The organism is Subtercola endophyticus, assembly GCF_021044565.1.
In the GTDB taxonomy this organism is placed as follows: domain Bacteria; phylum Actinomycetota; class Actinomycetes; order Actinomycetales; family Microbacteriaceae; genus Subtercola; species Subtercola endophyticus.
The window spans coordinates 331,775-358,718 of sequence record NZ_CP087997.1 but is presented as its reverse complement, the minus strand read 5'-3'; the positions used below and the strand labels follow the sequence as shown (position 1 = coordinate 358,718).

Genomic DNA, 26,944 nt, shown 5'->3' with positions numbered 1-26,944 from the left:
CATCACGATTCGAGAGGCACATCATGACCACGACCGAGCTTTCCACCCCGAGCAGCAGCGCCGCCCCGTTCGGCAGCGGCACCCCGGCGACAGCATTGCCCCGCTCTGGCGTCTTTTCGATCAGATGGCTGCACGGCGCAGCGATCGTACGAATTCTCTTCGGAGTGCTATGGGCGATCGACGCCGTGTTCAAGTGGCTGCCCGGGTTCATCAACGGGCAGACACTCGGCGACGAACTCGGCGCTTACGAGAAGGTCGACACCCCGATCATTCACCAGTACCTCGTGTTCGTGAATTCGGTCGGCACAGCAAACCCGCCCGCCTTCGCGATCTTCATCGCGATCGTCGAGACCCTCGTTGCCATCGCCCTGATCACCGGCACTTTCTCGAACGTCGCCTTTCTCGGCAGCGCTCTGCTGTCGTTCGGTATCTGGTCGGGTGCCGAGGGCTTTCACCTGCCCTGGACGCGCTCGGGCATGACCGACCTGGGCCCGTCGGTCGGCTACATCTTCGCGTCGCTCGCCCTGTTCTTCGCTGCCGCCGGCTCGACCTGGGCTGTCGACTCGTGGCTTCGCCCTCGGCTCGGGCGCCTGAGGTTCTTAGCGGCTCCAGCACTGCCGCTGCGCTGACCGCGTGCGGCAACGCCGCTGAAGCCGTCCGGCGTTCAGTCAGAGTCGGCGGCGCAAAGTCAGTCGGTGTCGGTGAATCTCGGGCGTGCGGGTGTGCTGTCGCGTCTTCGTCGATTGAACACGTCTGGTGGGCCAGGGTTGGTGAATCGGTCTGAGGTTTGTCGGCATCTCTGGGGTCGCTGCTCGTGGTCGACCCATTTCGGTGGAATCAGATGCGGCACCCCGTCAACCATGACGAGCCGCCAGTCGGCGGTGTGTAGATGGTTGTGGTGGAACTTGCACAACAACGCCCCATTACACACATCCGTCACACCCGGTGCGTACGTGTCGTCTTTCCAGTCCACGACATGGTGGCTCTCGCAGAACTGTGGGGGCCGGTTGCAGCCCTTCCACACACACCCGCCATCACGGTTCGCTAACGCCCGGTTCTGCGCCGCGCTGAACAGGCGGCGCGTTTTCCCGAGGTGCAGTACTTCCCCGTGCGCACCGAACAGTGTGGTGACGATGTCGGCGTGGCAGAGAGTCTGCGCGACCACCGACGCGGGCACGGGCTCGTTGATGCCGTCGATCCACCCCACACCCCGCCCAGAGACAACATCGTCGAGGGTGGCGTGGATGTTCAGCACCGGGCGGGCGCCGTTGATCTGCGGCATCCCCGGCAAGCCTGCTGCGACCCGGATGACTTCCGTGAACACATCCACCCGACGCTGCGGCAGCGTACGCGTATCCACCGCTACCGCCTCAGCATCAGCCGCCGCATCAGCACCGGTGGCCGTGGCGGTAGTGGCGGTAGCGGTAGCGGTAGCGAGGGTGCTGGCTCCGGCGTCGGCATGGGGTGTGCCGGGGTCGAACGGGATGTGTCCGGCGACGCGGGGGCTGGAGATCGCGTGATCAACCGCCATCCACACCCCACCCTGCTCCGGCGTCAGCACCCCATTCACACGAACACAGCCTGAGCGGGTGTTCGAGAACGTCAGACCGCGTTTCGCTTCCAAATCTTTGTACCGCGGTTCCGCACCGTCCGCGTCCAGCGACTCCCTCGCCCGGACAGCGAGCCCACGAATATCATCCGCCGGTAGAGACACCCCACCGACCCCATCAACAGCCCACTCAACGAGTTGCCGTTCGACCGCACGAATCTCCTCCGTGCCGCAGTTCGGGGCAGCCTCCGACAGCGGACGAACGATCGCGTCGGCGGTATCGACACCAATCAGACCCGACCGCAGAGCGTCTTCGACCTCCGGGAACTTCGACGGGACCAGCATCCCAACCACGACCGAGGGCAGCACCTGCGCACCCAGCTTGATCCGGCTTCTCGCCGTCGACCTCGACACCGACGTTGACGCGACGATCAATTCGACCGCGTTCGCGAACCCCTGTTTCCGTGCGAGTGACTCCTCCCCCAGCTCGTGTCTGCTCCGGTCTGCGACATCCCCAGCCACCTGCGTACGTAACCCGTCCACCAACCTGCCCAGCCGCTCCACCGCAACCAGACCGGCCAATAATTCTTCGTCGGCAAGCCCGCAGGGCGCGGCAGCCCGGAACACCCCACACTCACCACACGCCGCAACTGCCTCCGCTAACAGCACACCCAACGACACCCGAACATGCTCGTCAGCAGCACCGTCGGTGCTGCCGGCCGGGCTGCCGGTGGGCGGAGGAGGTGTTGCGGACATAGACCGATCATACCACAATCACGAGGTATTCTCACTAACAGAGTGGCCCCCGGACCACGGGAATCCGCACCCCGAAACACCCACCCCGGGCATCCCGAGGCTGCCGCGCCCTGCCGGGCTTGCCACCAAACGACCTACCGCACCACCAAAAATACCAGCAGCCACCGACAGCGAGACCCGCCCGTCACCTCCCCGAGACGGTCACCACGAAGACCCCTTCCCACGCAAGAACCCAAGGAACCCGCACTCCCACGAAAGAACAGAGCCCGAAGAAGTCGACCCGCGAGCCGAACCATCTTCAGCGACAACGGCTGTTTAGTGCATCGCGATCAATCGACTTTGCGAAAAAGCCTCTAAAACGCCCGCTATAGGGGCCTTTTCGAAAAGTGGATGCCCGGGAGCGCCCCCGCGGAGCGGCGCGACTGCACTCCCCGACGGCACAGCCCCGATTGGCGCGACAGAGTGGTCACAGCGTTCACGCAGCAGCGCCGACGCCTCGTCCTCGACCACCGGTCACGATACCCAGGAGAGTTCCCCCGCGGCCTTTCCCGCCAAGGCCGCGCGCGAACCACGCCAAAGGTAGCTCAGCGCCTCGTCGAGGGTGGGAAACATCGTCCACGTGAAACTCCGGCCCAGCTGCATCACCTCGAAAGCGAACTCGGCGCGCTGCTCGACAAAACCGAGCACCTCGCTGGCGGCCGCACTGTCGGCTCGAGCCGCATTCACGCGCCAGCAGTGATCGCACACCGGGATGAGCAGCAGATCGTCACTGCGATATGCCGACACGGCTGCTGAGCCGCCCACCATCGGGTGAGCTTGTGATTCGGCCATCTCGTATCCCCTCGTCGCGGTGAGACGCACTGCCAAGGGTCCGGGGCAATCGTTACTGGGATTATTGCTCCATCTTCCGCGCAGCGTCAACGGGTAGAAAAATCTCGGATTCGGCGTGACGAATCGCTCGGTCAGCACGTCTTAGAGATGACAGATCGGATTCAGTCGTCTGTCGGCCTGCACAACGGGCCGCAGCCGACGAGTAAGGGGCCTTCGAACGAAAATGGGAAAACTCTATTACGGGGCAACGGGAACAGAGGCCGTCTTCGACGATCGGCTTCTCGCGCACCTGAAATCCGTCATCGTTGCCAAGCTCCGGCGCGACGAGAAGTTCACGTTGTCGTGGGATAACGGCATCGACCAGCAGGGTCGTTGCGCGGTGTGGCTGCACCCTGCGATCGAGTTGCAGTTCCAATTCGACGGCCGAGAACGAACGCCGCTGAACAGAGCGTGGATCGAACAGCTGATGGCGACGGCGAACAGCGGCGACGGGCTCCGCGTCGTACCAGAGCCCACCGACGGGTAGCCCGATCTCGCGCGACGCGTGCCGAACGAGGCCTGCCGCATGAGGCGTGCCGAACGAGGCCGACAAGCACTGCCCGTCAGCGGATGCCCGTGCCTTCGTTTTGCGGAACCCGCCCTGCGCTGCGCAGGTCGCGCGCGGTCACCGAGTGCACGGCAACAAGAGCACGGCGGAGTTCGGCTACCGTCGCGAATCCCGTACGCCCGGCGATCTCGGAGAACGAGCGGTGGGTTCCGGTGATCTCGACGACCGCACGATCGAGCCGCCGAGCGCGAATCGCCTCGGCGAGAGTTTGGCCGGTGGCCGCGTACGCACGCTGCAGGTGACGCACCGACACGTTCAGTTGCGCTGCGATCGCCGTAGGAGTGAGGTCGCTGTCGCCCGACTGGGCGGCGATCAGCGCCTGCCCCCGTGCCCAGAGACCTGACGTGACACTGCCGGAGTCCATGCGGTAACCCTGATGCTCCAGAAAGAGCCCCGTGATCAGCTGGCCGATGAGCGCGGCCGCAGGCGCCGCGGGTATCGGAGTTTCTCCGGCCGCCGCGGTCACGCCGAGAATGAACGACAGCGACGGGTCGCGCAAGCCCGACAGCCGGAATCCCCCGACCCCGGAGGGCACGTCGGCCCCGATCTGGCTGATCGTCTCGCGGGGCAGCGAGATGGTGGTCAGGGTCGACACCGACAGATTCTGTCCGAGCACGGGCCGCGTCGGGCTGATGAATCCCGCTTCGCCGGCCCGAAAGCCGAAGGTCTGGCCGTTCTCGGTGAGCCGCCACGCGCCCGAACGCACGAACACCACGTAAATCCCTTCGGCATCTGCTTCTGCTTCGTCGCCCACGTTCACGACGAAGGGGCTCTGAAGGGTTGTCGACACCGCGAGCCCGTCGCCGAACGTCCACCGGCTGCCGACCGAATGAAAGGCCTCGGGATTGGGACTCGTGGCGTGACCGGGCGCTTGGTCGAGACCGACTTGGCCTGAAAGACGCCAATCGACACGCTCGGTGAGCCGCGGGGTTGGTTCAGTGAACACGGTCTCCCTCGTCATGCTGTTGGCTGGCCGCGTGCACGTGCACTGCGGACGTACCCGTTCACGCTGCCGAGGGTCTGGGGCAATCGATAAAGGGATTATGACTCTCGCGTAGCGACTTCGTCAAACGTTCGCTTGCGTCTCGCCGGTCGGCGGGCACTCCCGTAGCGTGAAGGCCGCGCACTGGCGTAGCGTCGGTTCTGTGCCTACCTCGCCCGCGCGCCCGTGACGCCCCGGAGGCTGGCGCAGCGCGCGGGGTGGTGGGCGGCGGACTACGCATTCGCCCTGCACTGGCAGGTGCGGGCTGCCTTCAGCAGCCGCGATGCTCGGCGCTACGAGACCGGCGAGCGCGATCCCGTCGTCGTGATACCCGGCATTTGGGAGACGTGGGGGTTCATGCGCCCACTCATCGAAAAGGTGCATGCCGCCGGGCATCCCGTGTTCGTCATTTCGGCGCTCCGCCACAACGCTCGACCCGTCGCGGAGTCGGCCGAGCTCGTCAGCGCCATGCTCGTTTCTCGAAACCTGAAAAACGTGCTGATCGTCGCGCACAGCAAAGGCGGCCTGATCGGAAAATACGCCATGGCGTTTCTCGACGATTCACGGCGAATCTCGCGCATGGTCGCGGTCTGCGCACCTTTTTCGGGATCGGGCTACGCCGCGTACCTGGTTCTGCCGGCCCTGCGGGCACTTTCGCCGAGCGACGCGACGATGCGGATGCTCGCCGAGAGCAAAGACGTGAACGCCCGCATCGTGTCGGTGTACGGCGAGTTCGATCCGCACATTCCCGAAGGCAGCGGGCTGACTGCAGCCCACAACGTCATGCTGCCCACCGGCGGACATTTTCGCATTCTGGCTCAGCCGGAGGTCGTCGCGCTCGTGCTCGGTGCCGGCTCGGCGACCGAGCCGAAGACGGGGTCAGTCGCGGCCGCGGGAACGCAGCAGACCGACGACCACGATCGGGGTGGTCACGGCGAAGACGGCGACCGCCAGCCAGACGACCGCTGAGTAATCCGTGCTGAAGATCGCCAGAATCACGATGAGAAACACACCTTCGCCGATGAGCAGGTTGCGCCACATCGGCTCGCGCCCTCGCCCTCCACTGGAGCGTGAGGGGGGCCTGCTAGTCATACTTGAACGCTAACCCCCTTCGAAGGCCGCGGCAAATGGGTCTGCCAAAGCGCCTCGCCGTCGACCATCGTCGAGGTTTCGTGCATGCCCACATGCGCGGCGACCCGCTGCGAGGCGATGTTGTCGGGATGGATCAGGGCGCCCGCCCGCTGGATGCCTGAACCATTCAGCCAGGCGCGCACGGCGCTTGCGCTCTCCGTCGCGGCCCCCGCACCCTGCGCAGCGGGCGCGACGACCCAGGCCAGTTCGGCGCGCCGATGCTCGCCGACGCCAGAGAGCGTCGCCTGCACGAATCCGATCGCCTGAGCGGAGGCCTTCGAGCGGACGATCCAGTTCAGCCACCCCGAATCCCGCGAAACCGAGTGCCCGACGACCTGCCTGGCATAACGACCCCGCAGCACCTCGAGGGAGGGCGCCTGCCCGCCGGTGAATCGATACAGCGCCTCGTCGCCGAGCACGTCGACCATCTCGTCGGCGTGCTGCAGCCGGAGAGGCTCGAGGGTGAACCGGCTCGTCTCGAGAAGTTCTGCAGCGGGCCAGGTCACGAGACCATCGTGTCACGCGCAGTGTCATGCGCTGCGTCACGCCCTGTGTCACGCGCAGCGCCACGCAATCGACGTATCAACCCACAGGGATGACGCAGGCCGCTGGCGGGCGCGCAACAATGGGCAGCAATCCGTGAAGACGAGGAGTACGCCGGTGGCCACACATTCGCACGACCCCGCGGCAGTGCCCGAGCGCCCGGCACGTCGCCTTCCGCGCAAACCCGCGTCGGCGCTGGCCGAACGCTGGACTCGGGTCGACGGCATCGACGTGTTCTACCGGGAATCGGCGAAGGTCGACCTCGACGCCCCCGTGATGATGCATCTGCACGGCTTCGGGCTCTCGGGCCGGTACCTGCTTCCAACCGCAGAACTGCTGCAAGACGAGTTCCGCACACTGGTGCCCGACCTGCCCGGTTTCGGGCGAAGCGGAAAACCGCCCAAGCCCCTCGACGTTCCCGACCTGGCTCATGCCGCCGCCCGGTTTCTCGACTCCCAGAACATCGAGAAGGTCAGCCTGATCGGCAACTCGATGGGATGCCCGGTCATCTGCGAATTCGCATACCATTACCCCGAGCGGCTCGACCGAGCGATTCTCGTCTCACCGGCCGGCGGCATCAACAACCAGCCGCTTCGCCGAGCCGTCGCGCAGTTGGCACGCGACGGCGGCCGAGAACCCCGGCGCATGGTCACCGTCGCCACTCCCGACTACCTCCGGTTCGGCATACCGAGTACCGTGCGCATGTTCAGGGCGCTCACGAGCTACCCGTCGCTCGAACGGCTGCTCGCGCTGAAGATTCCGACGCTCGTGGTCATCGGCGACCGTGATCCCCTCATGCCGAACCCCGATCGAATTCAACAGATCGCCAGCCAAAGCGACAATCACGTTCTCGTGGTCGTGGTGGAGGGCGCTGCCCACGCCATCAACTTCAGTAACCCGGGCGAGCTCGCTAACGTGACCCGGCTGTTCATGGCCGACAAGCCGATCGTGGACGACCCCGACTCCCCCGGTCATTCCAAGGTGTTCGAGATTCACCGCGGATCGCTGCACCCGCAGGCCGAGTGACACGCTGAGCACGTGAGCGATCCGCCCAGCCACCGGCTGAACGCAGATGCCCGCCCGCCGAGCGAACGGTGGGCGGGCATCCTGTGCGTGTCGAAAGAGGTGTCGAGCTAGATGCGGCGACGACGACCCGGGGTGACGACCGCGGCGACGACAGCGGCCTTCGCGACCGGCGAACGGCCGGGGCTGACTGCAGCGCCGACAACGGCGGCTTTGGCGATGGGTGCGCGAACGACGCCGACGCGTCCGATGCGTGCTGGTCTGAGCGGCATGTCAGTCTCCTACGGTTTCGAGTTCGGCATCGGCCTCGAGCGAGGCGATGATGGCCTGGATGGGAATGCGGCCGTTGGCGATCAACTGACCGCCCGCGCGACGAGCGGCCGAGGCGAATGGTGCGCTCCACAGGTTCTCGTAGACGAGCACACCGGCGACACTGCCCGGATCCATCGCCGCCGCGAGATTGGCGACGTCGTCTGCGGCCAGAAAATCGGCCAGTTCTGCTTCGATGCGCTCGAGAGCACCCAGATCATCCAGATCTGACAGCTCGATCGCGTCGATCTCGCCGTTCTCGTCTTTCGTGAGAATAAGCATGTCAATGACACGAATCGTGCCCGCGTCGACCAGCTTCACGAGTTCTTCGATCATCTCGCCGTTGAACGAACTCTCGCCCACCGGGAATTCCACGATGATGAAGTCGACTGGGCCGAGTTCGTCTAATACTGCGTCACTCATATTTCGTCCGTTCGTCACTATCGTGCTGAACGTTGCTGTCAGCATCCGACGAGGCGAGCATACGGAGGGCCCCGGATGCTCGGCATCACCCTTAAGGGCTGAACCTCAGAGCAGTCCCAGCTCCCGGGCGCGGTCGATCGCCTCTTTTCGAGTGCCGACCCCGAGCTTCTGATAGATGTGCAGCACATGAGTCTTGATGGTGCTGACCGACACGAACGACATCTCGGCGAGTTCGTTGTTCGTGTATCGGCTGGGCAGGTACGAGAGAATCTCGAGCTCGCGTCTCGTGAGCGGCTCGTCGAGATCGGAGCCCGGCAGAGCGATCTCGGCGTCTTTCGCACGCTGCAAGACCTTCTCGCGAAACCCGGGGCTCGCGTGCGTCGAGGCGGCAATTCTGCTGATCACCTCGGGGCCGGCCCGCACTAGCAGCTCGACAGACCCTTGAGCGTCGGCCAGGTCGAGTGCCTCGTTGAAACAGCGTGTCGAACGAGTGGATTGCGCCCCGTGCGATGGATCGAGGGCCGACAGCAGGCGGTACTGAATGGCACCCTCGATCTGGCTGCCGTCGCCCGCCTCGACCTTCTCGAAGCAGAAAACGAACTGTTCGCGGCGGTTCTGCGCGAGGGCGGAAAGTGCTCGTTCGAACCAGACGGCCGCAGCGTCTTCGTCACCGGCTCGCCCCGTCTCTGTCGCTCGGTGCGTCGAGACCTTTCCGGCACGGTTCAGGCGCACGCTCTGGGCATTCAGCCGGTCGAGCACGACGGGCGGTGGCGAACCGGCCGGCGTCGTTGTCTGTTGTTCGCCGGCGGAAGCCTCCATGAGTAGTGAGCGCTCGTAGTGCAGCACCCAGAGCTGTTGAGTGCGCTGCGTCGCGTCGGCGCGAAGTAAGGCCTCGTGAAGCGCCAGAGCCGCCTGCGTGGGTTCACCCCGCTCGATGGCGACATGCGCGAGCGCCACGTAGGCGTCGGCGCATCCCCAGTGCGAGAGCAGGCCGACCTCCCGTGCCGTTTCAAGCGCCTCGGTCGCCAGATTGTTTGCACGAACGAGATCGCCCGCCCAGGCTTCGATGAGGGCGAGCGCGCCCAACGCGTTGATTCGCCACAGCGAATACATGGCACCGTCGCTGGCCAGACCGCGAGCGAGCCAGCGCTTGGCTTCGGCGAAATTGCCGTTGAGAAAGTAGCCCCGAGCGCCCGAGACGATGGCGACGGTCTCGAGCGATTTTCGACTGGTCATCCCGAGAACATCCGGAAAAACCTCCTGCGAGCCTGCCGTAATCAACTCGAGCGCTCGACGGGCCGCCCTGATCGACCGCAACGGGTCGGGTCGGGTCTGCACGAGAGCGGCGAGAAATGCCGAGGCGCAGGCGACCTGCCCGAAGGATGCCCGGGGATCGTTCGCGATTCGAGAGAGTATGTCGTCGGCTCGTGCACCCTGCCCGAGCAGGCCGACCAGAATACCGAGAAACAACCCGGCTTCGATATTCTCTGCGCGAACGGCAGCTGGCACCTGCTCCAGCCACGCGACGACCGTGGCGAGCTGCCCGCGCTCGAACACGTCAGAGCCGCGGCTGAGCACGACGTCGAGCATGCGCTCCCAGTTCTGGGTTCTGATCAGGTAGTCCACAGCGGTTCCGACATGACCGCGGTCCAGGTGCCACTGCGCAGCCCGCTCGGCGGTCTGCTCCTCGACTCGCGGAAGTTCAGCCCGCAGGTGATAGCGCAGCAGGTCGCGAAAGAGGTGGTGAAAACGAAACCACTCGCGCCGGTCATCCAGCGCGATGACGAACTGCGTATCACGTGCCAGACGATCGAAGGTCGTGTGCGCATCGGGGTCGTCGATCACGTCGCGAATGAGCTCGGCACTCATGGTGTCGAGAGCGGCGAGCTGCAGAACTCCGCGGCGCTGAGCATCGGGCATCGACCGCAAGATCTGTTGGGTGAGGTAGTCGCTCACGAGTCGATCGGAGCCGCTGAAGTCGGCGACGAAGGCGTCGGCGTCTTGCTTCAGGCTGATCGTCAGCCCCGCGAGTTGGAGACCGGCTGCCCAGCCTTCGGTCTTGTCGACCAAGGCACTCACGTTGTCGGCCGAGAGGCGATGGCCCACCGCATTCTCGAGAAGCTCGGCAGAATCCGCGTAGGTCATGGCCAGGTCGACCTGCCGCAACTCTGTCATTTCGCCGCGCAGGCGAAAACGGCTCAGATCACTCGGCGGCTCAGACCTGCTCGAGAGCACGATGTGCGCGTTGTGGGGCAACTCATCGATGAGGGTCTCGAGATCGGCTATGACCGACGGGTTCTCCAGCACGTGAAAGTCGTCGAAGACCACACAGATCTTGCCGTACCCGCGAAGTTCCACGCTGAGCTCATCGATGAAGGGCCGGCCGAGGCCGCCCGCGCCCAATGCGACGAGGGGCGCCAGGCTTCGGAACGACTCGTTCAGAACACAGAGCTCTGCTAGAAGCCGATTCGCGAGATGTGCCGCGTCGTCGTCGGCCGGCACCAGAGAGATCCACACGTACGACACATCGGGCCGAGACTGAACCCACTGGCTCAGCAGCACCGACTTGCCCGCTCCCGCCGAGGCGACGACAACGGTGAGGCGACGCTCGAGAGCTCGATCCAAACGAGACCTCAAATGAGGTCGGTCGACAGTCCGATTCGGTAAGTACTGCACCGCGACCATATTTCACAACCCCTTGACGTTCAGTTAACCCCACCGTGTCGCGAAATGCCAGCAACGCGGCCTCTTGCAGCCGAGGTCGAGTCGGCCGAATCAACCTCTGAGACTGACGACCCCTGCTTGTTCAACCGCCATGCTCAGTGAGTCGCCTTCGCTCTATGCGAAGACGAGACGAGAGGTGTGCAGTGCGAGCCAGAACCTACGAAGTCGTGGTCGATGGAACGCTGAGCCCCACCTTTACCTCTGCAATCGAGACCGCACAGGGCTTCACCGTCGACCACGTCGAGGGGGGTCGAACGCACTTTGTCGGTTCGGTGCCCGACCAAGCGCGCCTCTACGGGCTCTTTCAGCTCTTTCAGCGACTCACCATCGAGCTCATCTCGGTCAACCCCGTTCCGCACACCACCACTCGCCGTGATGACGGCACAAGCACAAGGAAGTAGTCATGCCCGATATCTCACGATCGAATCTGCCCATTCCGCACCGCGAGCATGTCGGTCTCATCACCTTCGACGCGAAAGACCCTGACACCAAATTTCCGGCGATCACCTCTCCAGCCGCGCCCGAGGGCGCGCCCAACGTCGTCATCATCTTGATCGATGACGCCGGCTTCGGCTCGTCGTCGGCCTTCGGTGGCCCCTGCTACACCCCCAACGCCGAGCGTCTGGCCGAGCACGGTGTGCGCTTCAACCGCTTTCACACGACGGCGCTGTGTTCACCTTCGCGTCAAGCGCTACTGACCGGCCGCAACCACCACGCCGTGGGAATGGGTGGAATCACCGAAATCGCCACCTCGGCGCCCGGCTACAACTCGGTTCGCCCCGACAGTGCCGCGCCACTGGCCCAGACGCTGAACCTGAACGGCTACGCCACCGCCCAGTTCGGCAAGTGTCATGAGGTACCGGTGTGGGAGACCAGCCCCGCAGGGCCCTACCAGCAGTGGCCCACCGGCAGCGGATTCGACTACTTCTACGGTTTTGTCGGTGCCGAAACGAACCAGTGGTACCCCGCGCTGTACGAGGGCACGACCCCCATCGAGGCGCCCAAGACGCCCGAAGAGGGTTATCACCTCACCGAAGACCTCACCGATCACGCGGTGAATTGGATGCACCAGCAGAAGTCGCTCATGCCCGACAAGCCGTTCTTCATCTACTTCGCCCCCGGCGCCACGCACGCACCGCACCACGTGGCCACCGAGTGGAGCGACAAATACAAGGGCAAGTTCGACAAAGGCTGGGACGCGCAGCGTGAAGAGACGCTCGCCAAGCAGATCACGCTCGGCATCGTTCCGGAGGGCACTGCGCTGACCGAGCGCCCCGAAGCGATCGGCGCCTGGAACGACGTCTCAGACGGCCTCAAGCCGGTGCTGGCCCGCCAGATGGAGCTCTACGCGGGCTTCATGGAGCACACCGACCACGAGATCGGCCGGGTGCTCGACTCACTCGACGACCTCGGCATTCTCGACAACACCCTCGTCTACCTGATCATTGGCGACAACGGCGCCAGCGCCGAGGGCACCCCGCAGGGCACCTTCAACGAAATGATCTCGCTGAACGGCATGGCCGCCCTCGAGACCGAGGAGTTCATGGCCGCGCGCATCGACGAGTTCGGCGGCACGGACTCGTACAACCACTACGCGGTGGGCTGGGCGCACGCCATGAACACGCCGTTCCAGTGGACCAAGCAGGTAGCGTCGCACTTCGGCGGCACCCGCGTGGGCGCCATCACGCACTGGCCGAAGGGCTTCACGAGTCAGGGCGAGATCCGTCCGCAGTTCCATCACCTCATCGACGTGGCGTCGACCATTCTCGAGGTCGCCGGCATCCCCGAGCCGACGTTCGTCAACGGCATCCAGCAGATGCCGTACCACGGCGTCTCGATGGCCTACGCCTTCGACGATGGCGCCGCCGACGACCAGCGCAAGACCCAGTACTTCGAGGTGGCCTGCAACCGCGGCATTTATCACAACGGCTGGACCGCCGTCACGCGGCACAGCAACCCCTGGTTGTTCGGCGAGACGCTTCCGGCGCTCGACGACGATGTGTGGGAGCTGTACGACACTACGACCGACTGGTCGCAGGCGCACGACCTCTCGGCCGAGCATCCTGACAAGCTCAAAGACCTGCAACGGCTCTGGCTCATCGAGGCGGTCAAGTACAACGTGCTGCCGCTGGATGACCGGCGAATCGAACGCTTCAACTCTGACATCGCGGGTCGGCCCCAGCTGGTGAAGGGCGAATCGCAGCTGATCTACGGCAGCATGTCGCGGCTCAGCGAGAACTCCGTGCTGAACATCAAGAACAAGTCGCACTCCGTCACGGCCGAGATCGTCGTTCCCGAGTCGGGCGCCAACGGCGTCATCGTGTCTCAGGGCGGGGCGTTCGCCGGCTGGAGCCTGTACCTGCACGAGGGCAAGCCGAAGTACTGCCACAACCTGGCGGGACTCATGCGCTTCTACGCGGCCAGCGATGACGTGGTCTCGCCCGGCACCCACCAGGTGCGTATGGAGTTCGCCTACGACGGCGGCGGCCTGGCGAAGGGCGGCCTCGCGACCCTGTTCATCGACGGCGCGGAGGTCGGCAACGGGCGCATCGGGGCCACGATTCCGATGATCTACTCGGGCGATGAGACGCTCGACATCGGTCTCGACACAGGCACCCCGGTGAGCGAAGATTACGAAGCCGAAGTGCGTTTCACTGGAGCCGTCAACTGGGTCGAACTGCAGGCCGGAGTCGACGGGCAGGATCACCTCATCAGCGCAGAAGACCGCATGCGCGTCGCCACCGCCCTTCAGTAGACCGCGCTTTACGAACGCATGACCCCGTGCTTTGCCGAAAGGAAACACTTTGGTTACCGATAAGCCGAACATCCTGCTGATTCTGGCCGACGACATCGGCTGGTTCGACGTCGGCGCGTATCACCGCGGCATCATGGGCACTCAGACCCCTAATATCGACCGCATCGCGGCCGAGGGCGCCATGCTGACCGACAGCTACGCGCAGGCGAGTTGCACGGCGGGGCGCGCTGCGTTCATCACGGGGCAGATTCCGCTGCGCACGGGGCTCACCACGGTCGGTCTGCCGGGGGCTGAGCAGGGCATCCAAGACTCCGACCCCACGCTGGCCGAACTCATCAAGCCCGAGGGGTACCGCACCGCGCAGATCGGCAAGAACCACCTCGGCGACCGCAACAAGTTTCTGCCGACCGTGCACGGGTTCGACGAGTTCTACGGCAACCTCTACCACCTCAACGCCGAAGAAGAGCCGGAGCAGCCCGAGTACCCGAAAGAGCTGCCCATCTTTCAGCAGCTGTTCATGCCCCGCGGTGTGCTCGAGTGCACCGCAACAGACGTGGATGATCCCACCGTCGATCCTCGATTCGGGCCCATCGGCAAGCAGACCATCCGCGACTCCGGGCCGCTGACCCGCAAACGCATGGAGACCATCGAAGACGACCTGCTCGAGCACTCACTCGGCTTCATCGACCGCGCGGTCGCGGCCGACGAGCCGTTCTTGCTGTGGCACAACACCACCCGAATGCACGTGTGGACCCACCTCTCCGAGCGCTGGAAAGACAAGACCGGCCTCGGCGTCTACGCTGACGGAATGCAAGAACTCGACTGGGTGGTCGGCGAACTGCTCGCCAAACTCGACGATCTCGGCATCGCCGACAATACTCTCGTGGTGTTCGCCAGCGACAACGGCTCTGAGGCCTTCACCTGGCCCGACGGCGGAACCTCACCGTTCCGCGGCGAGAAGGGTCTCGGCTGGGAGGGCGGATTCCGTTCGCCGCTCGCGATCCGCTGGCCCGGCAAGATTCCCGAGGGCCAGGTGCTGAACGGCATCTTCTCTCTCGAAGACATTCTGCCGACCGTCATGGCCGCCGTCGGCAAGCCCGACATCAAAGAAGAGCTGCTCGAGGGTGCAGACTTCGGCGACAAGCACTTTCGGGTGCACATCGATGGCTACAACCAGCTGCCCTACCTCACCGGCGAGGTCGAAGAGTCGCCGCGCCACGAGTTCTTCTACTACGGCGAGCGCGACCTGTTCGCACTGCGATACAACAACTGGAAGGTGCACTTTCAGACCAAAGACGACTGGTTCCACGGTGCGATCGTGAAAAGCACGGTGCCGCAGCCGGTCAACCTGCGGGTCGACCCGTTCGAGCGGCATATGCAAGATCCGGCATATCCGCTTTACGCCGGCGAGAAGCTCTGGACGGTGCTGCCGGCAGCGGCGATCGTGCAACAGCACATCGCCACGTTCACCGAATTCCCCCCGACCCAAGCTCCGCCGGACTTCAACCCGCAGGCGATCGTCGACATGGTGGTAGAAGCAGCGGCTCAGCGACATGGCAACTGACGAACATCCCGGAATGGTGTGGGTGCCGGGCGGCACTTTCGTCATGGGCTCAGATAGCCACTACCCCGAAGAGTCCCCCGCGCATCCGGTGACCGTCGACGGCTTCTACATCGATACATTTCAGGTGACCAACCGGCGGTTCGCTGCGTTCGTCGAGGCGACCGGTCACGTCACAGTCGCCGAACGGGCTCCGGATGCTGCGGACTATCCGGGAGCCGACCCGGCGCTGCTCGTGCCCGCCTCGAGCGTCTTCGAGAAACAGCTGCAGCGCGTCGATCTGAGCAGCCCGTACAACTGGTGGCGGTACGTGCCTGGTGCCGACTGGCGCCACCCGCAAGGGCCCGGCAGTTCGATCGATGAGCGGGCTGAGCATCCGGTCGTTCACGTCGCCTGGGAAGACGTCGAAGCGTACGCCGCCTGGGTGGGCAAGACGCTGCCGACCGAGGCCGAGTGGGAGTTCGCCGCGCGAGGCGGGCTCGACGGCGCCCCGTATGCGTGGGGTGACGAGATGAACCCGGGCGGAGTGTTCATGGCGAACACGTGGCAAGGCGACTTTCCCATGACCAACACGCTCGACGACGGTTTCGAGGGCACGGCCCCGGTCGGCTCGTTTCCGGCCAACGGTTACGGCCTCTACGACATGATCGGCAACGCGTGGGAGTGGACCAGTGACTGGTACGCGCACCACGCCGACATCGCCAGCAGCTGCTGCACCATCGAGAACCCCCGCGGCGGGCTCAAAGAGCTCAGCGTCGACCCGGGGATGCCCGGCATCGCCATTCCGCGCCGGGTCATGAAGGGTGGTTCACATCTGTGCTCGCCCAACTACTGTCAGCGCTACCGGCCAGCCGCGCGCATGCCTCAGCACGTCGACACCTCGACTTCGCACCTCGGGTTCCGCTGCATCGTGCGTTAGTGCGTTAGCGCGTTAGCTCATCCACACAGGATGATGCAGCAGCACGGTGTTTAGCCCTATTTTGGTGACTATCGGGGCAGCGTGACCCCGCAACGTGTGGGGCTTGTTATGAACTTCTGGGATTTTCTTGTAGACCTTTTCTGGATCTACATCTTCTTCGCGTATCTGATGGTGTTGTTCTCGATCTTCCGTGACATCTTCAGCGACCACAAACTGCACGGCGTCGCCAAGGCGATCTGGATTCTGGTCTTGATCTTCATTCCGTTCGCCGGTGCGCTGGTCTACCTGATCGCGCGCCACAAGGGCATGCAAGAGCGTGCTCTCGCTGCGGCCAAGGCTCAGCAAGATGCGGCCAGCAGTTACATCAAGGCGGCAGCGGGCACGTCGGCAACCGACGACATCGCAAAGGCGAAGGCACTGCTCGACTCCGGCACCATCACGCAGGCCGAGTACGACCAGCTGAAGAGCAAGGCGCTGGCCTGAGCACCCCGGCCTAAGCCGCTGTAGCGCCATGCTTCAGGCATTGGGACACCTGCTACCGCTCGCGCTCGCGATTGCGATCAGCTCGGTTCCGATCACGGCCACGATTCTGATTCTGCTGTCGCCCAAGCGCAACACGACAGCCGTTCCGTTTCTCGTCGGCTGGGTGCTGGGCATGGCGCTGCTCGTGGTGTTGGTCGACCTGCTGGCCAACGTGCTGCCGGAATCGTCGCGCCGCAAGACGCCCTACTTGGCTGTCGGCGAGATCGTCATCGGCGTTGCAATGATGACGCTCGCCGTCATCTCGTGGCGCGTCGGCCGCGGCAAAGAGCGAGCCAGCCAAGACCCGGCCTGGCTTCGGGCGGTCGGTTCTGTCGGGGCGCTTCCCGCTTTCGGAATCGCGTTCGCCCTGAACTTCAGACCGAAGGGCTTTCTGCTCGGCCTCGCGGCCGGCCTGGCCGTTCACGCCGCGAATCTGACGCCCGGTTCGGCGGCTGTCACCATCGCCATCTACACCATCATCGGTGCATCGACAGTGGCGCTGCCGATCATCTTCACGCTGGCTAATCCTGTGGGCATGCAACCACGACTTGTCACCGCGCGCTCGTGGCTCACCACGAACAGCCACATCGTCACCGTAGTGATTCTGCTCATGATCGGCGTCGTCATCTTCGGCTCCGGCTTGTCCGATCTGTAAAGAAAGGCGCCACACCATGACCACCACGACAGACCGCCAGAAGACCGAGACGGTGATCTCCGACGTTGTTCACGGGCGCTTCACCCACATTCCGATGACACTGAACCAGTCGATCGTCGACTTTCACGACTCGTCGCAAGAATGGCGTCGCCTCTTCTCCGAGCTCCTCGGAACGTTCTTTCTCGTCTTGGTGGCGGCAGGCGGCGGAATGATGAGCCAGGCCTTTCCGAACACCATTACCCGAACGGATGCGGTCGTCGCGCCTGCGCTGATGGTGTTCGCGATCATCCTCTTCATGGGCAAAGTATCGGGAGCACACCTCAACCCGGCCGTCAGCATCGCCTTCGCGCTGCGCGGTGACTTTCCCTGGTGGCGGGTACCGGGATACATCGTCACTCAGCTCATCGGCGCCTCACTCGCGGCGTGGTTTCTCGAGGGCGTCGTGCACGTCTCGTCGTCGTACGGGTCGAACTACCCCGCGGCCGGATACTGGGGTGGCAACGCCTTCGTGATGGAACTCGTTCTCACGTTCGGACTCGTCAGCGTCATTCTCGGAACAGCCTCGGGCGCGCAGAACGTCGGTATCGCCGGCGCCTTCGGCGTAGGTGCCTACATCGCGCTGGCGGGGTTGTGGGGCAGCCCGATCTCGGGCGCTTCGATGAACCCCGCCCGCACCTTCGGCCCCGATTTCGTGTCGGGAAACTTCACCGATTACTGGGTCTACATTCTCGGGCCGATCGCCGGCGCGGTCATCGCCGTCGGAGTCGCGTTCATTCTGCGCGGCCACGGCGGCGGCCGATCGGGATCCGGCGCGGCGCAGGGCGCACTCGACACCGAGGTCGCGCTGCCCGAGCAGGCCTGAACAAACGACCGGCCTCAACACGTCGGCCCGTCAGCACACGAAAGGAAAATCACATGTCTCACGCTCAACAAACGGTCACTGTCGACCACCCCATCGAGCACGTCTTCGCCTTTCTCAGCGACGGCTTGAACAATCCGAAGTGGCGACCCGAGATCAGCGAGACGCATCTCCTCTCGGGCGAAGGCCTCGGCGCCGAGTATGCGGTGTCGCGCAAAGGGGTAGGCGGGCTCTCGGTGCCGGCGGACTACCGCATCACCCGCTTCGAATCCCCCACTCGCCTCGACTTCGAGGTCATCGACGGCCCGGCGAGACCGCACGGCTCCTATCAGCTGAAAGAACTGTCACCGACATCGACCGAGGTCACGTACATCCTCGACAACGAGGCGACCGGGCTCATGTGGATCACCACGCCGATCATCAGCGCCGAGCTGAAGACCGAGACCGGCCACCTTCTCGACCTGCCGAAGGCGATGGCCAGCTGATGAGTTTCGAATTGCGCGCTGAAACCGGCAAGAACGCCCGCATCGCGGTTCCGCGTGCGGCCCACGCCGGATGGTCGGCGAGCCCCGATCGAGCGGATCCTGTCGCTCTGCTCGAAGAGCAGGCCGGCACCCGAGTGCCCGAGCTGGTACCCATTCGGTACGGGCGCATGATGGTCTCGCCGCTCACGTTCTATCGTGGTGCAGCGCTCATCATGGCCTCGGATCTCTCGCACACGCCGAACTCGGGCATCACCGTTCAGCTCTGCGGTGACGCCCACCTCTCGAATTTCGGCCTCTTCGCGTCGGCCGAACGCTCGATGATCTTCGACATCAACGATTTCGACGAGACTCTGCCGGGCCCGTGGGAGTGGGACGTCAAACGTCTCGCGGCCAGCTTCGAGATCACGAGCCGCTACCGAGGATTCTCCGATGCCGACCGCACGGCCATCACGCTCGAAGTGACCCGCGCCTATCGCGAGCAGATGCGTAAGTCGGCGGAATCCGGTGTCATGAAGGCCTGGTACGACCGACTCGACGTCTCGCAGCTCGAGGGGTGGGTGCGATCTGCCCGGCAGGCCAAAGAGGCCAGCAAGAAGCAGGTCAAGCGAACAACCGACGTCGTGGCCAAGGCCCGCACGAAAGACAGCATGACGGCTTTCTCGAAGCTCGTCGGTCTCGTCGACGGGCATCTGCGTATTCTGGCCAGCGCTCCCCTCATCGTGCCGATCGAAGACCTGGTCGACGACACGCACACCCGAGAGGTCGACGAAGAGGCGATGAAGGCGCTGATTGCGGCGTACCAAACGACTCTGATCAGCCAGAACCACCCGATTCGGGAGTACAGCTACCGGCACATGGCCCGCAAGGTGGTCGGTGTGGGCAGCGTCGGAACAAGGGCCTGGATTCTGCTCTTTCAGGGGCGTAACCAGCAAGACCCGCTCATCTTGCAGGCGAAAGAAGCAAACGAGTCCGTGCTCGCGCGATTCGTGGGCGCAAGCGCCTACGAGAATCAGGGCGAGCGTGTCGTGCGCGGCCAGCGCCTCATGCAGTCGTCGAGCGACATCTTTCTCGGCTGGCAGCGGGTGACCGGAATCGACGGCGCAGAGCGTGACTTCTACGTGCGGCAACTGCACGACTGGAAGGGCTCCGTCGACGTCGAGACTCTGCGGGCCAGCGGCGCGAAGCTCTACGCCAAGATGTGCGGAGAAACGCTCGCCCGCGCTCACGCCCGCGCGGGCGACCGGGTCGCCATCGCCGCCTATCTCGGGGCGAGCGATCGGTTCGATCAGGCGATCGCCGCCTTCGCGACCGACTACGCCGACCAGAATCAACGCGACTACGACGCCTTCGTCGCTGCCGTCGAGAGCGGCCGACTGTACGCGACACCCGGTCTCTAGACCACTACGATCATCAGCAACCGAGGAGCCCATCATGTCAGCCGAATCACCGGGTCTACCGGGCACGCCTGAACGAACACCGACACGCTTCCCGCGCGGCACGGTCATCCTGGTCGGCCTCGCGTCGTTCACGGTCGTCGCCATCGGAATCAGCGGCATTCGCGGCATTCTCGCACCCGTGCTCCTCACCCTCATTCTGGTGATCTGCGTGAGCCCCGTTCGTGTGGCGCTCGAGAAGCGCGGCGTGCCCTCCGGAGTGGCAACGCTGGCGGTCATGCTCTCGGTCTTCGTGCTCTTGGGCGGGTTCTTCTACATCGTGTTCGTGGCGCTCGGGCAGTTCGTGGCGATGCTGCCGAGTTACTCCTCTCAGTTCGCCGAGATCGGCACCAACATCGGCAACTGGTTGTCGAGCATCGGCATCAGCCAGGCTCAGGTACAGGCCGCCGCGCAGAGCGTCAACCCGAGCAATGTCGCGGGTGTCGTGGCCGGGGCGTTCGGCAGCGTGGTGAGCATCACCGGAGCACTCGTGATCATCTTCACCATGATCATCTTGATGCCTGCAGACGCGGTGTTCGCACCGACCATCCTGAAGCAGCTGAGCGACCGCCAGCCGCACATGGTGCGCGCCCTCGGCGAATACACCTCGAACGTGCGGCGGTACATGGTGGTCACCACGCTGCTCGGCGTTGCGCAGGGCGTTCTGAACGCTCTCGCGTTGGCGATCATGCACGTGCCCGCAGCGCTGCTCTGGGGGCTGCTTGCATTTCTGTGCAGCTTCATTCCGAACGTGGGCTACTTCTTCGCCATCATTCCGCCCATCGTGTTCGGGTTTCTGGTGGGAGGCTGGCCGACCGTCATCGCCGTCGTCATCGTCTACGGCGTCATCAACGCAGTGATTCAGTCGGTCATCCAGCCTCGGGTGGTCGGCCACGCGGTGTCGCTGAGCCAGACCATCACCTTTTTCTCTGTGCTGTTCTGGGCCGTGGTGATCGGCCCGATCGGCGCGATTCTGGCGATTCCGCTGACATTGCTCGGCAAGACGATCTTGATCGATTCCGACCCGTCGGCGCTCTGGTACAGACCGGCGATGGGGCCGACGGATGAAACGCGAAAACTCATGAAGTCCGACGATGTCGAGGCGAAGAACCAGAGGCGGGCGTTGAAGGCCGAGAAGCATGCGCTTCGGGCGCCTGCCGACGATGATTCCACGACGCCCGAATAGCGTCGAGACGAAGGCCGAGCGTACGAGAGCGTCGCCCCCGGTAGCCTGATCTCATGGAGAGCACCCAACTCGTCACGCTTGTAGTGATCGGCGTCGTGCTGGTCATCGGGGTCGTCTCTTTCTTCGCGAATCGCATCGGCGTCGCCGCCCCACTGGCGCTGACGGTCGTGGGTGTCGGCATCGGTGCCGTTCCGGGCTTGCCGCATTTTGAGGTCGAACCGGCGATCGTGCTGACGATCATCCTGCCGCCGCTGTTGTACGCAGCGGCACGACAGGTGCCCTTCGTCGACTTCCGCCGCAATCTGCGGGTGATCGGATTTCTCGCGATCGTGCTCGTCGTGGTGTCGGCGGTTCTGGTCGGGGTGATGGTGCACCTGTTGTGGGTGACGGTGCCGCTCGCTCTCGCGATCGCGCTCGGCGCCGTCGTCGCCCCTCCCGACGCGGTCGCCGCGACCAGCCTGGGCAAGCGTCTGGGGCTTCCGCCGCGTATCGTCACCATTCTCGAAGGCGAAGGTCTCGTCAACGACGCGACAGCTCTCGTGCTGCTGTCGACCATGCTCGCCATCGTCACCACGACGACCGCGACTCCCAACGGGTGGATGATCGCGCTCACCTTTCTCTGGGCCGTCGTCGGTGCCGTGCTCATCGGGGTGATCATCGGGGCCGCGGCGGTCGCGCTTCGTCGACGCATCACCGACCCGGTTCTCGACGCCGCCATCTCGCTCGTGGTGCCGTTCGTCGCCTACCTCGCCGGTGAGTTCTCGCACTCGTCCGGTGTCGTGGCGGTGGTGGTTGCGGGCATCCTCGTCGGCAACCAGGGGGCCTACCGTATTCGTGCGTCGTTTCGCCTCACGGAGGCGGGAACCTGGCGCATCGTGACGCTTCTGGTCGAAAACGCAGTCTTTTTGTTCATGGGTTTTCAGCTCTGGCCGATCGTGAGCGAGGTCGCCGCTCAGAACGAGCTGCTGGGCACGCTGATGGTCGCGGGGCTGGTCATCGTGCTGCTCGTCGGTGTTCGCTTCGCGGCCATGCCGCCGCTGCTCTGGACCATCCGCCGGCGTTACCGAAAGCGCGCGGAACGGGCAGATCAGACGCAGGGGCGATTCGACAACGTCACTGAGGAGGATTTTCAGCAACGCGCCGCGAACTTCAGACAGCTCGGCATCAAGCAGTCTCCGCTGAAGAGTTTCACCCGCGGACTGCGGGCGAGCCTCCGGCTCACCACGAAGAAAGACAAGGCTGCCCGCGACGATATCGTCGCCCGGATGACCGAGTTGGAGAAGAATCCCCCGGCGGTGCCTGTCGAGATCGACGAGACGGCACGTGCGCGCTTCTCCCGAACGTTCCAGAACTTTCGCAAGCGGCTCGACCAGCAGAACAACGACCTCACCGCCGAACGCGACCAGGCCCTCGGCTGGCGAGACGGCGTGATTCTCGGGCTTTCCGGAATGCGCGGTGTAGTTACGGTCGCTGCCGTTCAGACCATTCCCGACGATCAGCCCATGCGCGAGTCCCTCATCCTCGTCGCTTTCGCCGTCGCCATCATCACGCTCGTCGTGCAGGGCCTTCTGCTGCCCCCGGTTGTGCGACGGCTGCGTCCGGCCGGCGACGCACCCGGAAACGAGCGAGCCGAGGTCTACGAACTGCGCAAACTCATGAACGATGCCGGCGACTCGGCTATCACGGCCGCGGTTGCCGAGGCCGAGGCATCCGGTGCCCCCATTCAACCGGGTGTGCTCGACGAGGTGAACGCCCAAGGGCAGATGTGGGTCGGGCGCCTCGAGATCTGGGCGAACGCCGACCTCGCCGACCCGGAGAATCAAGTCGCGCAGTTTCAAACGCTGCGCCGCGTGCAGCTCGTCGCAGAACGAGAGGCCCTGCGCGACGCGTACGAGCGGGGGGCGTTCTCGTCGGAGGCGATCGACGTACTTCGCACTGCCCTCGACTCGGAGGAGATCTCGCTCGATGCCGTAGACAGCCGCGCGGTGGACTCGTGACGAATTCCGCCAATGGGGGCTGGAGGCACGGCGACGCGCGGAACGCTTCGGCGAATGCCACCGCCGCCGCGTACGCAGCGGCCGACCCGCGAACAGACCCCCGGATGCTCGCAGACATCGCTTACCGATACCCGCAGTTGCGCGGCGTACTCCTGGCCAATCCGTCGACCTACGCGGGGCTGCGCGACTGGATTCTGGCTCAACCACAACCGGCCGCGACCTGGGCCGTGCCAGCCGCACTCCGGAATCCGATCGCGCCGCCGGCGGTTGCGGCCGGCGCGTCATCGAGCCCGTCGCCGCAATCACCGAAGCCAAAGGGGCCAGGGGCGTCACCGCTGGCGGCCTTGGCGATCGCCATGGGCATCGTCGTGGTCGGTGTGTTGATCGTGACCGCGACGGTGCTGGCCGACGGCGTGGTGAAGGCAGCCACGGGTGCGGGAACGTCGCACACCACTCCGAGCGCGAGCAGCGGCCCGCCGGCGGGAGGCTCGCAGGCGGGAGACTCGCAGGCGGGAAACTCACCAGCGGCAGACCCGTATGCCCCGGCACCGGGTGAGGCGGTTTTCGGCAGCGCGGCGGTGAGCGACGCGTTCTTCACACCCACTCAGGCAGCCGGTTTCGGCCGGGCCGGCACGGCCACGATCATCCGTTCGACCGTCGGCGAATCGTCGGCCGAGTTGACGCAACTCTGGGCGACCGGAGCCGCCGAGCCGGCAGACACGACGTGCCGATTCGCCGCATCGACAGTGCCCGTTTTCGGCGATGAGAAGTCGGGGGCGGCCACCGAGGTCGTCTCGAGTGTCGCAGAGGCGGCGAAGCTGGCGACCTCATCGACGGTGAGCCAATCGGCCCGAGTCTTTTCGAACGCGGAAGAAGCCGGCGCGTATATCTCGCGCCTGCAACGCGCCGTGTCGAGTTGCACGACTGTCGATGTGGGCAACCTTCGCGGCTCGATGTCTTCAGACATTGCCGGCACGATCACTCCGCACGCGTCATGGATCATCGACGGAACCTTCGGTGGTGCCGCAGGCAAGCTCTACGTTGTCGACATGCGCCACGACAACCTGGTGATGCGCACTGAGATCTTCGTGGCCGAAGCCGATGAGGCTGCCGTCTCCGACTCCGTGATCGACGGTATTCAAGACCGGGCAGAACAGAACCTCATCGACGTCAAGCCCTGACTGCGGTGGCGTCGTCACGGTGTTATGTGTACAGTGTTTACTTTCAGGGGTCAGTCGTCTGGAGTGAGGTGGCTTTCGAAATGGTCAAGAGCGAAGACGGCATCCGGGACGTGCGCGTGGTGGGCGGTTCAGCCGGCTCGGCAGAGAGCGATCGCACCGAGCCGTTGCCGGAGGCCATGACCGGCAAGGCTAGCTCGGCGAAAGCGGCTGTCGGCGACAAGCCGGTCTTCGCCTACATCGCGAGCCTGCCGCAGCCGCAGCGCGGTATCGCCGAGGCCATAGACGCTCTGGCCGCGAAGACAGTGCCCGATCTGCACAGAGCCATCAAGTGGGGCATGGCGTATTACGGGGCCGGCGAGGGGTGGTGCTTCAGCTGCGGAGGATTCGCCGGACACGTGAAACTCATGTTCGTCAACGGGGCGACGCTGCTGGATCCCGTGCCGCCCGTCACCCCCGTCGGCATGGGCAAGGCGACGCGGGGAATAGAACTCGCGGCCGTCAACGACCTCGACGAGCTTCAGGTGGCCGCCTGGATGAGGCAGATCACCTCGGTTCCCGGTACCGGCGGCGCGAGACGGTAGGTCTCCTCTCCCTCGGCGGCACCGCGCGTCAGAGGTCTGTTCGGTCGCGCCTCGGTCGGCGCAGACCGAGCACGATCAGAACGATGCCGACCACCCCGACGATGACTCCGATGTACAACCACATGCGATCACCGGTCATCGAACTGCCGGGGATGAGATTCGCCCCCTGCCCAGCGAACACGACGCCCACGATGAGAGCGATCACGCCGACAACCACGAGGGCTATTCGAGCAGCACGGTTAGTCATGGTCTCAACTTACCCTCGCCCCTTCAGCCGTCGGTAGCGAGGTGCCGTAAGTAGCGTTCGGGCGAGTCGAGGAACGATCGCCACGTTCGCACAAAGTCGAGGTCGTCGTATTCGCTCGCGCGAAACCCCCATGACTGCGCTCGTGGAACCGACGGCCGTTTGGCGGCCGGGTGGCCATTCCGGGCGGCCAGTGTCGCCGGTGCGTGAAACGATGCGCGAACGGATGATCGGCGGGAGGTGGCAGATGCGTGGCGAGGCGACCGTGCTTCACGCCGATCTCGACGCCTTCTACGCGTCGGTGGAGCAGCGTGATGCCCCTGCGCTGCGGGGCCGACCGGTCATCGTCGGCGGCGGCGTGGTGCTGGCGGCCAGCTACGAGGCCAAGGCGCGAGGGGTTCGCACCGCCATGGGCGGTCGGCAGGCGCGTGAGCTCTGCCCTGATGCCATCGTGGTTCCGCCCCGCATGGATGCGTACACTGCAGCCAGCCGAAACGTCTTCGCGATCTTTCACGACACGACGCCGCTCGTCGAAGGGCTCTCGATCGACGAGGCGTTCTTAGAAGTCGGCGGCCTGCGCCGTATCGCGGGTTCGCCCGAGCAGATCGCCGCGCGCTTGCGGCAGCGGGTGCATGCTGAGGTCGGGCTCGCGATCTCGGTCGGCGTCGCGCGAACGAAGTTTCTCGCCAAAGTCGCCAGCGCGGTCAGCAAGCCGAACGGGCTGCTCGTGGTCGAACCCGAGCAGGAGCAGGCCTTTCTCCTCCCTTTGCCGGTCGAACGGTTGTGGGGAGTCGGCGCAGCGACCGCCGACAAGCTGCATCGGCTAGGCATCACGACCGTCGGGCAGCTGGCCGAGCTCGAGGCCTCGACCGCTGAGAGGGTGCTGGGGCGAGCGTCGGGCGCACACCTGCACGCCCTGGCCCGGCTGCAAGACCCGCGCCCCGTCGACACGACGCGTCGCCGCTCCTCCATCGGTTCGCAGCGCGCGCTCGGCAGCAGCACGCGCACAGCCGACGAACTCGACGTCATTCTGACCCAGATCGTCGACCGGCTCGCCCGGCACCTGCGCGACGGCGATCGCGTGTGCCGCACGGTGGTGTTGCGGCTGCGCTACGGCGACTTCGCCAAGGCCACCCGCTCGCGCACCGTGCGCTCCGGGTCAGACCGCACGGCGGTTCTGCTCGCCGTGGCACACGAACTTCTGGCCGCTGCGCAACCGCAGATCACCGAGCGCGGCATCACCCTCATCGGAATCTCCCTGTCGCAGCTCGCGCGGGCCGACAGTCTCACTCCCGAGCTGCCGATCGACTGGAACGACGAGGCACGCCTTGATACGGTTCTCGACGCCGTTCGCGACCGCTTCGGCGCAGCATCCGTTTCACGGGCCGCGCAGCTGGGCCGCGATCCAGGATGGTCGTCGCCAGTGCTTCCGGAACACGAGTAGGCCCCCGCCGAGGTTGCCGGGCGAGAAGGGCGATGCAAACGATGCTCGAGACGGCCAGGGATTCTCGCATCACCCAACCGAGTGGGGCCAGAAGGAATGACGCCGAGATCATCAGTTCTCCGATCTGAGGCCCAGGGATCAGTAACACGATCATCACGAGCGCAGTGATCCGGAGACGGCGGGTTCCGCGAAAGATCAGTACGACGGCGGCAGGGATGAGGTAGACCCAGTGATGGATCCAGCT

General features: G+C 64.8%; 27 protein-coding genes. 18 read left to right on the top strand and 9 right to left on the bottom strand.

Annotated elements, in window-relative coordinates:
* Nucleotides 1–23: 23 nt before the first annotated feature.
* Nucleotides 24–629 carry a hypothetical protein gene (locus LQ955_RS01870; RefSeq protein ID WP_231026551.1) on the top strand — a complete coding sequence of 202 codons (606 nt, stop codon included), beginning with the start codon at nt 24–26 and terminating at the stop codon, nt 627–629.
* Nucleotides 630–688: 59 nt separating this feature from the next.
* Here the strand turns inward: LQ955_RS01870 and LQ955_RS01865 are convergent, their stop codons facing one another.
* On the bottom strand, nt 689–2,305 hold the full coding sequence (locus LQ955_RS01865) for an HNH endonuclease signature motif containing protein (RefSeq protein WP_231026550.1): 1,617 nt from the start codon (nt 2,303–2,305) through the stop codon (nt 689–691).
* Between the two features lie 513 nt (nt 2,306–2,818).
* Nucleotides 2,819–3,136 (bottom strand): hypothetical protein, encoded by a 318-nt coding sequence (locus LQ955_RS01860; RefSeq protein ID WP_231026549.1) that lies wholly within the window; start codon nt 3,134–3,136, stop codon nt 2,819–2,821.
* A 223-nt stretch (nt 3,137–3,359) separates the two neighbouring features.
* Here LQ955_RS01860 and LQ955_RS01855 point away from each other — a divergent pair, with 223 nt between their 5' ends.
* Entirely contained in the window at nt 3,360–3,662 is a 303-nt protein-coding gene (locus LQ955_RS01855) for a DUF7882 family protein (protein ID WP_231026548.1), read from the top strand.
* 76 nt (nt 3,663–3,738) lie between these two features.
* Here LQ955_RS01855 and LQ955_RS01850 read toward each other — a convergent pair whose 3' ends face one another.
* On the bottom strand, nt 3,739–4,689 hold the full coding sequence (locus LQ955_RS01850; RefSeq protein WP_231026547.1) for an AraC family transcriptional regulator: 951 nt from the start codon (nt 4,687–4,689) through the stop codon (nt 3,739–3,741).
* 222 nt (nt 4,690–4,911) lie between these two features.
* On the opposite strand from LQ955_RS01850, the gene LQ955_RS01845 reads away from it, so the two are divergent.
* On the top strand, nt 4,912–5,694 hold the full coding sequence (locus LQ955_RS01845) for a lipase family protein (protein ID WP_231026546.1): 783 nt from the start codon (nt 4,912–4,914) through the stop codon (nt 5,692–5,694).
* Here LQ955_RS01845 and LQ955_RS01840 read toward each other — a convergent pair.
* Both LQ955_RS01840 and LQ955_RS01835 read right to left on the bottom strand, forming a co-directional pair.
* Nucleotides 5,605–5,817, bottom strand: coding sequence for a hypothetical protein (locus tag LQ955_RS01840; RefSeq protein WP_231026545.1), 213 nt, complete (start codon nt 5,815–5,817; stop codon nt 5,605–5,607). The two genes, LQ955_RS01845 and LQ955_RS01840, sit on opposite strands and share 90 nt — an antisense overlap.
* The gene (locus LQ955_RS01835; RefSeq protein ID WP_231026544.1) at nt 5,814–6,362 is read right to left on the bottom strand and encodes a GNAT family N-acetyltransferase; all 549 of its coding nucleotides are present in this window, start codon (nt 6,360–6,362) and stop codon (nt 5,814–5,816) included. Before LQ955_RS01835 ends, LQ955_RS01840 begins: the two co-directional genes overlap by 4 nt.
* Before the next feature lie 154 nt (nt 6,363–6,516).
* On the opposite strand from LQ955_RS01835, the gene LQ955_RS01830 reads away from it, so the two are divergent.
* Nucleotides 6,517–7,425: an alpha/beta fold hydrolase gene (locus LQ955_RS01830; protein ID WP_231026543.1), complete on the top strand. Its 909-nt coding sequence runs from the start codon at nt 6,517–6,519 to the stop codon at nt 7,423–7,425.
* Nucleotides 7,426–7,532: 107 nt separating this feature from the next.
* On the opposite strand, the gene LQ955_RS01825 is transcribed toward LQ955_RS01830, so the two are convergent.
* The 3 genes from LQ955_RS01825 to LQ955_RS01815 form a co-directional block, all read right to left on the bottom strand.
* A complete protein-coding gene (locus LQ955_RS01825; protein WP_231026542.1) occupies nt 7,533–7,694 on the bottom strand; it encodes a hypothetical protein in 162 nt (53 codons plus the stop codon).
* Between the two features lies 1 nt (nt 7,695).
* Nucleotides 7,696–8,154, bottom strand: a complete 459-nt coding sequence (locus tag LQ955_RS01820) for a DUF6325 family protein (RefSeq protein WP_231026541.1) — start codon at nt 8,152–8,154, stop codon at nt 7,696–7,698.
* 105 nt (nt 8,155–8,259) lie between these two features.
* Entirely contained in the window at nt 8,260–10,779 is a 2,520-nt protein-coding gene (locus LQ955_RS01815) for a LuxR C-terminal-related transcriptional regulator (protein ID WP_231026540.1), read from the bottom strand.
* A gap of 242 nt (nt 10,780–11,021) precedes the next feature.
* Between LQ955_RS01815 and LQ955_RS01810 the strand changes: the two genes are divergently transcribed.
* The 13 genes from LQ955_RS01810 (at nt 11,022) to LQ955_RS01750 (ending at nt 25,012) form a co-directional block, all read left to right on the top strand.
* On the top strand, nt 11,022–11,279 hold the full coding sequence (locus LQ955_RS01810) for a hypothetical protein (RefSeq protein ID WP_231026539.1): 258 nt from the start codon (nt 11,022–11,024) through the stop codon (nt 11,277–11,279).
* Nucleotides 11,280–11,281: 2 nt separating this feature from the next.
* A complete protein-coding gene (locus tag LQ955_RS01805; protein WP_231026538.1) occupies nt 11,282–13,633 on the top strand; it encodes an arylsulfatase in 2,352 nt (783 codons plus the stop codon).
* A gap of 49 nt (nt 13,634–13,682) precedes the next feature.
* The gene (locus LQ955_RS01800) at nt 13,683–15,197 is read left to right on the top strand and encodes an arylsulfatase (RefSeq protein WP_231026537.1); all 1,515 of its coding nucleotides are present in this window, start codon (nt 13,683–13,685) and stop codon (nt 15,195–15,197) included.
* The gene (locus tag LQ955_RS01795; protein WP_231026536.1) at nt 15,187–16,113 is read left to right on the top strand and encodes a formylglycine-generating enzyme family protein; all 927 of its coding nucleotides are present in this window, start codon (nt 15,187–15,189) and stop codon (nt 16,111–16,113) included. The genes LQ955_RS01800 and LQ955_RS01795 overlap by 11 nt, the downstream gene beginning before the upstream one ends.
* An 81-nt stretch (nt 16,114–16,194) precedes the next feature.
* Nucleotides 16,195–16,596, top strand: a complete 402-nt coding sequence (locus LQ955_RS01790) for an SHOCT domain-containing protein (protein WP_313788374.1) — start codon at nt 16,195–16,197, stop codon at nt 16,594–16,596.
* 28 nt (nt 16,597–16,624) lie between these two features.
* Nucleotides 16,625–17,290, top strand: coding sequence for a GAP family protein (locus LQ955_RS01785; protein ID WP_231026535.1), 666 nt, complete (start codon nt 16,625–16,627; stop codon nt 17,288–17,290).
* Nucleotides 17,291–17,306: 16 nt separating this feature from the next.
* Nucleotides 17,307–18,152: an MIP/aquaporin family protein gene (locus tag LQ955_RS01780; protein ID WP_231026534.1), complete on the top strand. Its 846-nt coding sequence runs from the start codon at nt 17,307–17,309 to the stop codon at nt 18,150–18,152.
* A gap of 53 nt (nt 18,153–18,205) precedes the next feature.
* Entirely contained in the window at nt 18,206–18,634 is a 429-nt protein-coding gene (locus tag LQ955_RS01775) for an SRPBCC family protein (protein WP_231026533.1), read from the top strand.
* Nucleotides 18,634–20,031, top strand: a complete 1,398-nt coding sequence (locus tag LQ955_RS01770; RefSeq protein WP_231026532.1) for a DUF2252 domain-containing protein — start codon at nt 18,634–18,636, stop codon at nt 20,029–20,031. The genes LQ955_RS01775 and LQ955_RS01770 overlap by 1 nt, the downstream gene beginning before the upstream one ends.
* A 34-nt stretch (nt 20,032–20,065) precedes the next feature.
* Nucleotides 20,066–21,253, top strand: coding sequence for an AI-2E family transporter (locus LQ955_RS01765; protein ID WP_231026531.1), 1,188 nt, complete (start codon nt 20,066–20,068; stop codon nt 21,251–21,253).
* 53 nt (nt 21,254–21,306) lie between these two features.
* Entirely contained in the window at nt 21,307–23,250 is a 1,944-nt protein-coding gene (locus LQ955_RS01760; protein WP_231026530.1) for a cation:proton antiporter, read from the top strand.
* Nucleotides 23,247–24,431, top strand: a complete 1,185-nt coding sequence (locus LQ955_RS01755) for a variant leucine-rich repeat-containing protein (protein ID WP_231026529.1) — start codon at nt 23,247–23,249, stop codon at nt 24,429–24,431. The genes LQ955_RS01760 and LQ955_RS01755 overlap by 4 nt, the downstream gene beginning before the upstream one ends.
* An 80-nt stretch (nt 24,432–24,511) precedes the next feature.
* Nucleotides 24,512–25,012, top strand: coding sequence for a DUF1801 domain-containing protein (locus tag LQ955_RS01750; RefSeq protein ID WP_231026528.1), 501 nt, complete (start codon nt 24,512–24,514; stop codon nt 25,010–25,012).
* A gap of 28 nt (nt 25,013–25,040) precedes the next feature.
* On the opposite strand, the gene LQ955_RS01745 is transcribed toward LQ955_RS01750, so the two are convergent.
* Nucleotides 25,041–25,259 carry a hypothetical protein gene (locus LQ955_RS01745; RefSeq protein ID WP_231026527.1) on the bottom strand — a complete coding sequence of 73 codons (219 nt, stop codon included), beginning with the start codon at nt 25,257–25,259 and terminating at the stop codon, nt 25,041–25,043.
* Between the two features lie 244 nt (nt 25,260–25,503).
* On the opposite strand from LQ955_RS01745, the gene dinB reads away from it, so the two are divergent.
* A complete protein-coding gene (dinB, locus tag LQ955_RS01740; RefSeq protein WP_231028227.1) occupies nt 25,504–26,700 on the top strand; it encodes a DNA polymerase IV in 1,197 nt (398 codons plus the stop codon).
* Nucleotides 26,701–26,944 lie beyond the last annotated feature (244 nt).

Coding starts and splice junctions, on each gene's coding strand:
- LQ955_RS01840 (WP_231026545.1), bottom strand. CDS start 5,817: ATGACTAGCAGGCCCCCCTCACGCTCCAGTGGAGGGCGAGGGCGCGAG.
- LQ955_RS01855 (WP_231026548.1), top strand. CDS start 3,360: ATGGGAAAACTCTATTACGGGGCAACGGGAACAGAGGCCGTCTTCGAC.
- LQ955_RS01820 (WP_231026541.1), bottom strand. CDS start 8,154: ATGAGTGACGCAGTATTAGACGAACTCGGCCCAGTCGACTTCATCATC.
- dinB (WP_231028227.1), top strand. CDS start 25,504: ATGCGTGGCGAGGCGACCGTGCTTCACGCCGATCTCGACGCCTTCTAC.
- LQ955_RS01795 (WP_231026536.1), top strand. CDS start 15,187: ATGGCAACTGACGAACATCCCGGAATGGTGTGGGTGCCGGGCGGCACT.
- LQ955_RS01785 (WP_231026535.1), top strand. CDS start 16,625: ATGCTTCAGGCATTGGGACACCTGCTACCGCTCGCGCTCGCGATTGCG.
- LQ955_RS01805 (WP_231026538.1), top strand. CDS start 11,282: ATGCCCGATATCTCACGATCGAATCTGCCCATTCCGCACCGCGAGCAT.
- LQ955_RS01745 (WP_231026527.1), bottom strand. CDS start 25,259: ATGACTAACCGTGCTGCTCGAATAGCCCTCGTGGTTGTCGGCGTGATC.
- LQ955_RS01770 (WP_231026532.1), top strand. CDS start 18,634: ATGAGTTTCGAATTGCGCGCTGAAACCGGCAAGAACGCCCGCATCGCG.
- LQ955_RS01750 (WP_231026528.1), top strand. CDS start 24,512: ATGGTCAAGAGCGAAGACGGCATCCGGGACGTGCGCGTGGTGGGCGGT.
- LQ955_RS01870 (WP_231026551.1), top strand. CDS start 24: ATGACCACGACCGAGCTTTCCACCCCGAGCAGCAGCGCCGCCCCGTTC.
- LQ955_RS01760 (WP_231026530.1), top strand. CDS start 21,307: ATGGAGAGCACCCAACTCGTCACGCTTGTAGTGATCGGCGTCGTGCTG.
- LQ955_RS01780 (WP_231026534.1), top strand. CDS start 17,307: ATGACCACCACGACAGACCGCCAGAAGACCGAGACGGTGATCTCCGAC.
- LQ955_RS01865 (WP_231026550.1), bottom strand. CDS start 2,305: ATGTCCGCAACACCTCCTCCGCCCACCGGCAGCCCGGCCGGCAGCACC.
- LQ955_RS01825 (WP_231026542.1), bottom strand. CDS start 7,694: ATGCCGCTCAGACCAGCACGCATCGGACGCGTCGGCGTCGTTCGCGCA.
- LQ955_RS01860 (WP_231026549.1), bottom strand. CDS start 3,136: ATGGCCGAATCACAAGCTCACCCGATGGTGGGCGGCTCAGCAGCCGTG.
- LQ955_RS01775 (WP_231026533.1), top strand. CDS start 18,206: ATGTCTCACGCTCAACAAACGGTCACTGTCGACCACCCCATCGAGCAC.
- LQ955_RS01765 (WP_231026531.1), top strand. CDS start 20,066: ATGTCAGCCGAATCACCGGGTCTACCGGGCACGCCTGAACGAACACCG.